General features: G+C 66.8%; 6 protein-coding genes and 2 pseudogenes. 4 read left to right on the top strand and 4 right to left on the bottom strand.

Annotated elements, in window-relative coordinates; translation table 11 throughout:
• Together JOZ00_RS23390 and JOZ00_RS23385 are read left to right on the top strand one after the other, a co-directional pair.
• A pseudogene (locus JOZ00_RS23390) lies at positions 1 to 481 on the top strand (4-hydroxyacetophenone monooxygenase); the annotation flags it as partial.
• Between the two features lie 10 nt (positions 482 to 491).
• Positions 492 to 1,517: an alcohol dehydrogenase catalytic domain-containing protein gene (locus tag JOZ00_RS23385; RefSeq protein WP_293348774.1), complete on the top strand. Its 1,026-nt coding sequence runs from the start codon at positions 492 to 494 to the stop codon at positions 1,515 to 1,517.
• Between the two features lie 106 nt (positions 1,518 to 1,623).
• Here the strand turns inward: JOZ00_RS23385 and JOZ00_RS23380 are convergent, their stop codons facing one another.
• Positions 1,624 to 2,535: a class I SAM-dependent methyltransferase gene (locus tag JOZ00_RS23380; RefSeq protein WP_293348771.1), complete on the bottom strand. Its 912-nt coding sequence runs from the start codon at positions 2,533 to 2,535 to the stop codon at positions 1,624 to 1,626.
• Positions 2,536 to 2,603: 68 nt separating this feature from the next.
• Complete coding sequence (gene dtd / locus JOZ00_RS23375; protein ID WP_293348768.1) at positions 2,604 to 3,035, bottom strand: D-aminoacyl-tRNA deacylase; 432 nt, start codon at positions 3,033 to 3,035, stop codon at positions 2,604 to 2,606.
• A 42-nt stretch (positions 3,036 to 3,077) separates the two neighbouring features.
• On the opposite strand from dtd, the gene JOZ00_RS23370 reads away from it, so the two are divergent.
• A complete protein-coding gene (locus JOZ00_RS23370; protein WP_293348765.1) occupies positions 3,078 to 3,377 on the top strand; it encodes an MTH1187 family thiamine-binding protein in 300 nt (99 codons plus the stop codon).
• Here the strand turns inward: JOZ00_RS23370 and JOZ00_RS23365 are convergent.
• Positions 3,374 to 3,874 carry a macro domain-containing protein gene (locus JOZ00_RS23365; RefSeq protein WP_293348777.1) on the bottom strand — a complete coding sequence of 167 codons (501 nt, stop codon included), beginning with the start codon at positions 3,872 to 3,874 and terminating at the stop codon, positions 3,374 to 3,376. The genes JOZ00_RS23370 and JOZ00_RS23365 overlap by 4 nt on opposite strands.
• Before the next feature lie 34 nt (positions 3,875 to 3,908).
• Between JOZ00_RS23365 and JOZ00_RS23360 the strand changes: the two genes are divergently transcribed.
• Positions 3,909 to 5,174 (top strand): competence/damage-inducible protein A, encoded by a 1,266-nt coding sequence (locus JOZ00_RS23360; protein WP_293348762.1) that lies wholly within the window; start codon positions 3,909 to 3,911, stop codon positions 5,172 to 5,174.
• A gap of 12 nt (positions 5,175 to 5,186) precedes the next feature.
• Here JOZ00_RS23360 and JOZ00_RS23355 read toward each other — a convergent pair.
• Positions 5,187 to 5,442: pseudogene (locus JOZ00_RS23355) on the bottom strand (MFS transporter); the annotation flags it as partial.

Raw genomic sequence — 5,442 nt, 5'->3', positions numbered from 1 at the left:
CATCGTCTACGCCACGGGATTCCGGCACACCGATGTGCTGTGGCCGCTGAAGGTGACCGGTCGCAACGGAACCGACCTGCACGAGATGTGGGGGACCCGCCCCTACGCCTACCTGGGCATCACCGTCCCGGAATTCCCCAACTTCTTCATCATCTACGGTCCCGGTACACATCTGGCCCACGGCGGCAGCCTGATCTTCCAATCCGAGCTGCAGATGCGCTACGTCGATCAATGCCTGCGCCGGCTGGCCGAGACGAACACGCTTTGCGTGGAACCGAAGCCCGAAGCCGCCACCGACTGGCACCAGCGGACTCAGACCCAGATCAAGAAAATGGTGTGGTCGCATCCGGCGGTCAAGCATTCTTACTTCAAGAACGCCGACGGGGAGATCCACACCGTCAGCCCTTGGCGGCTCAACGAGTACTGGGCCGCCGTACGCGAACCCGACTGGTCCCAATTCTTGATACGCGAACGAAAGTGAACACTTCGATATGCGCACGGTAGTCGTCGACGGGCCCCGCAGCATCAGGGTCGAAAACCGCTTCGATCCAGCACCTCCCGGACCCAATGCCGCGATCGTTGAAGTCACCGCCGCCGGCATCTGCGGATCCGACCTGCATTTCTACGAAGCCGATTTCCCGATACTCGAGCCGATCGCCCTGGGACACGAAGCGATCGGGACCGTCGTGGCGGCCGGGCGGGACGTGCGCAACGTGAAGGTCGGCGACTCGGTGATGGTGTCGTCGGTGACGGGCTGCGGTGCGTGCCCTGGGTGCGCCACCCGCGACCCGGTCATGTGTTATGCCGGCTTTCAGATCTTCGGCGGTGGCGTGCTCGGCGGCGCGCAGGCAGACCTGCTCGCGGTGCCCGCCGCCGACTTTCAGCTGTTGAAGATGCCCGAGGGGATCAGCACCGAGCAGGCGCTGCTGCTGACCGACAACCTCGCCACCGGATGGGCCGCGGCGCAGCGCGCCGATATTCCGTTCGGCGGGACGGTTGCGATCATCGGCTTGGGGGCGGTCGGCTTGTGCTCGCTGCGCAGCGCTTTTTTTCAGGGCGCTGCAACGGTTTTCGCGGTCGACAAGGTCGAGGGCCGACTGAACCGTGCCGAGAAGTGGGGAGCCACGCCCATCAAGGTGCCGGCGGTCGAGGCCATCCTCGCCGCGACGAACGGCCGCGGCGCCGACGCCGTGATCGACGCCGTGGCCACCGACGCATCCCTGACCGACGCGCTCAACGCGGTTCGGCCCGGCGGCACCGTCTCGGTGGTGGGTGTGCACGATCTGAATCCGTTTCCGCTCAACGCCATGGGCTGCCTGATTCGCAGCATCACGCTGCGGATGACCACGGCGCCCGTGCAACGCACGTGGCCGGAATTGATCCCGCTGCTGCAGTCCGGGCGACTCGACGTCGACGGAATCTTCACCACCACTTTGCCTTTAAACGAAGCGGCCACGGGTTACGCGACCGCGGGGTCGCGGACGGGCGAGGACGTCAAGATCCTGCTGAAACCCTAGTCTTCGTCGCGGCGGACGTGCTTGGCCAGATAACGCAACGCCCGCACCGGGCCACGGCGGTGACGGCCGGAACCTTCGTGGTGGATCCAGCCATGGCGCGGCCGCCTCACCGAGTCGCCGTGATGTATTGGGACCGCATGAAACTGTCGATCTTCACGTCGACGTCCGGTGGGGTCATGCCATAGCCGGCTTGCAGATCGAGTGTGTTGCGGACGGGTTCGACCGTCCATGCGTGCGCCTTCAGCCAGTCCGCCGGGTCGGTCTTTGGCTCGTAAGTCAGGGAGGAGAAGTCCACGCTACCGGACTTATCGACACCCGGGTGGTTTGTCTCGAGCGCCTCGAGCTGGCCATGATCCAGGCGCGATCCCAACGCGCCCACCGCAATTCGGCTGCCCGGCGCGCTGAGCCCGCTGATCCGGGTGAACAGTGAATTCTGGGCGTCGTCGGTGAGGTAAGGCAGCAATCCCTCCACCGACCAGGCGCTGGGGCTCTCCACGTCAAAGCCGGCCGCTTCCAGCGGCCGGGACCAGTCGGTGCGCAGATCGGCGGCGACGTCAATCCTGCGGGCCTTCGGCTCGGCGCCGTGCTCGCCGAGCACGGTCGCCTTGAATTCCAGCACTTTGGGTAGATCGATCTCGTAAACCGTTGTGTCCTGCGGCCATTCGAGGCGATAAGCCCGAGAGTCCAACCCGGCCGCCACGATCACCGCTTGCCGGATGCCCCCGGCGGTGGCCGCGTTGAAGAAGTCGTCGAAGAACCGCGTCTGCACGCCGTAGAGGCGAGGAAAGGCCAGCTCGTCCTCGGAAGTGCCCGGGTTGGCAAGCACGTCGGCCAAGTATTGGTCGCGCGACGCGGCGATGAAGACCTTGGCGTACTCGTCCGACACCAGCGGCTCGGGACTGACGGCGTGCAACGCACGCCATCCCGCCACCAGCAAAGCCGTATAACCCACACTGCTGACGATGTCCCAGTGGTCGTCGTCGGATCGGAGCGACCCGAATTCGGGTGGTGTGCCCAACGCCGCCCCCTCCACGTTGAAATCGGCGATGCGAAGCCGACATAACCAACGTACCTGGCGCTTCGGCGTCAGAGTTCCAAAAACACCGTCACCGGTCCGTCGTTTATCAACTCCACCTGCATATTCGCGCCGAACACGCCGGTCTGCACGTCCGCACCCAACCGCCGCAATGCCTCGGCGAACGCCGCGACCAGCGGCTCGGCGACCGCGCCCGGGGCGGCCGCATTCCAGGACGGCCGACGGCCTTTGGCGGTGTCGGCGTACAACGTGAACTGACTGACGACCAGGATGGGCGAGCCCACATCGGATGCCGACCGCTCGTCGTCGAGAATCCGTAATTTCCAGAGCTTTTCGGCGAGCCGATGCGCCTTGTCGAGATCGTCGCTGTGGGTGACGCCGACGAACGCCAGCAGGCCCTGGCCATCCGGACGGATGGCGCCGACGACATCGCCGCCCACCGACACCGTCGCCGACGAGACCCGTTGCACCAAAACCCGCATGGACCTCGATGGTGCCAGGTGAGGATCGGTAGGCTCGTCAGGGTGTCTGTGCTCGTCGCGTTTTCCGTGACCCCGCTGGGTGTCGGCGAGGGCGTCGGCGAGATCGTCGCCGAAGCGGTTCGGGTGGTTCGCGATTCCGGCCTGCCCAACAAGACGGATTCCATGTTCACCGTGATCGAGGGCGAGACCTGGGAAGAGGTGATGGCGGTCGTACAGCGCGCGGTCGAGGCCGTGGCCGCCCGTGCCCCCCGGGTCAGCACGGTGATCAAGGCGGACATGCGCGCCGGAACCAGCGACGCGATGACGCAGAAGGTCGCGACCGTGGAGCGTTACCTCTCTTAACGGTTAGGCCCGCAGGCCGCGCGAAACGCTTGCTCGGCCTCGTCGCCGTGGACCGCGAACACCACCTTCTGCAGCGAACCGGGCCGGTGCTCACGGACTGCGTCAACCATCAGCCGCGCCGCCTCGTCCAGCGGGAAGCCGCCGACCCCGGTGCCGAACGCCACCAGACCCAACGTGCGGCAACCGAGCTCGTCGGCCTTGCGCAGCGTGGAAGTGGTTGCGCGCGAGATGATCTCCGCCGAAGTCGGGCCGCCGAGCTCCATCGTCGCGGCGTGGATGACGTAGCGCGCCGGCATGTCACCGGCCGTGGTCTCGACGGCGTCGCCGAGTCCGATCGGCGCCCTTTCGGTCGATTCCCGCTGCACCGCCGGCCCGCCGGCGCGCGAGATCGCTGCGGCCACGCCGCCACCGTGGCGTAGTTCGGTATTGGCCGCATTGGTGATCGCGTCGAGTTCGAGCTTGGTCACGTCAGCCTGGATTACCTCTAACTCGATCATCGGCTCATTGTCCCGCAGACCGGTGAGTACGCTCATGGCGGTGAGCGCACGCGCAGGCATCGTTGTCACCGGAACCGAAGTCCTGACCGGCCGGGTCCAAGACGCAAACGGCCCCTGGATCGCCGATCGCCTCTTAGAGCTCGGAGTCGAACTCGCGCACATCACGATTTGCGGCGACCGCCCGGCCGACATCGAAGCGCAGCTGCGCTTCCTGGCGGGCGAGGGTGTGGACCTGATCGTCACCAGCGGCGGTCTGGGGCCGACGGCCGACGACATGACCGTCGAGGTCGTGGCACGCTTCTGCGAGCGCGAGTTGGTGCTGGACGCCGCGACCGAGGAGAAGATCGCCGACATCCTCAAGCGGCTGATGGCACGCTTCGACGGCGTCGACTTCGACGCGGTGCGCGCGGCCAACCGCAAGCAGGCGATGATTCCCGCTGGAGCGCAGGTGCTCGACCCGGTGGGTACCGCGCCCGGTGTGGTGGTGCCCGGCCACCCGACGGTCATCGTGCTTCCGGGGCCGCCGCGCGAGCTGCAGCCGATGTGGCGCAAGGCCATCGAGACGCCCGCAGCACAGCAGGCGATAGCCGGGCGCACGATCTACCGCCAGGACACCGTGCGGATGTTCGGGCTGCCCGAGTCGGGGCTGGCCGAGACGCTGCGCGACGCCGAGGGTTCGGTGCCCGGCTTCGAGTCGCTCGAGATCACCACCTGCCTGCGGCGGGGCGAGATCGAGATGGTCACCCGCTACGAGCCCGACTCCGCCGCGACGTACGCCAAGCTGGTCCAGCTGCTGCGCGAGCGGCACGGCGATCAGCTCTTCTCCAAAGACGAATCCAGGATCGACGACCTCGTCGCCGAGTTACTGGCGGGCCGCCGGATCGCCACGGCGGAGTCCTGCACCGCGGGTCTGGTGGCGGCGCGGCTGACCGACCGCCCCGGATCGTCGGACTATGTGGCGGGTGGTGTGGTGTCCTACTCGAACGAGGCGAAAGTGGAGCTGCTCGGCGTCGATCCCGCGCTGATCGAGGCGTACGGCGCAGTGTCCGAGCCGGTGGCCGAGGCGATGGCGGCCGGCGCGCTGAGTCGCTTCGACGCCGACACGGCCGTGGCGATCACCGGCATCGCCGGCCCGGGTGGGGGTACCGAGCAAAAGCCGGTGGGTACCGTCTGTTTCAGCGTGATGCTCGCAGCCGGTCCCACCGACACCCGAACCCTGCTGCTCCCCGGTAACCGGTCCGACATCCGCGAGCGCTCGACGACGGTGGCGATGCATTTGCTGCGCCGCGCACTTATGTGACGTCGCGCAAACTCACGTCACTTCCGTTGGTACGAAAGCAGTTTCGGAGGTGCCGAAGCGCACCCCGGTCGCATCCTTGCCCATCAGCGTCAGCAGCGTGACGGCGAGCAGCACCGGCACGATCGTGGCAGCCAACGCGAACGGGTAACCGTGTGATTCGGCGAGGCGTTCCTGGATGGGCAGGTTGAATGCGGCGAGCAGATTGCCGAGCTGGTAGGTCACCCCGGGGTAGAGGCCGCGAATGGCGTCGGGGGACATCTCGGTCAGG

This window comes from Mycobacterium sp. (assembly GCF_019243155.1).
GTDB lineage: Bacteria > Actinomycetota > Actinomycetes > Mycobacteriales > Mycobacteriaceae > Mycobacterium.
The sequence above is the reverse complement of the archived record's forward strand: the minus strand, read 5'-3'. Positions and strand labels throughout refer to the sequence as shown.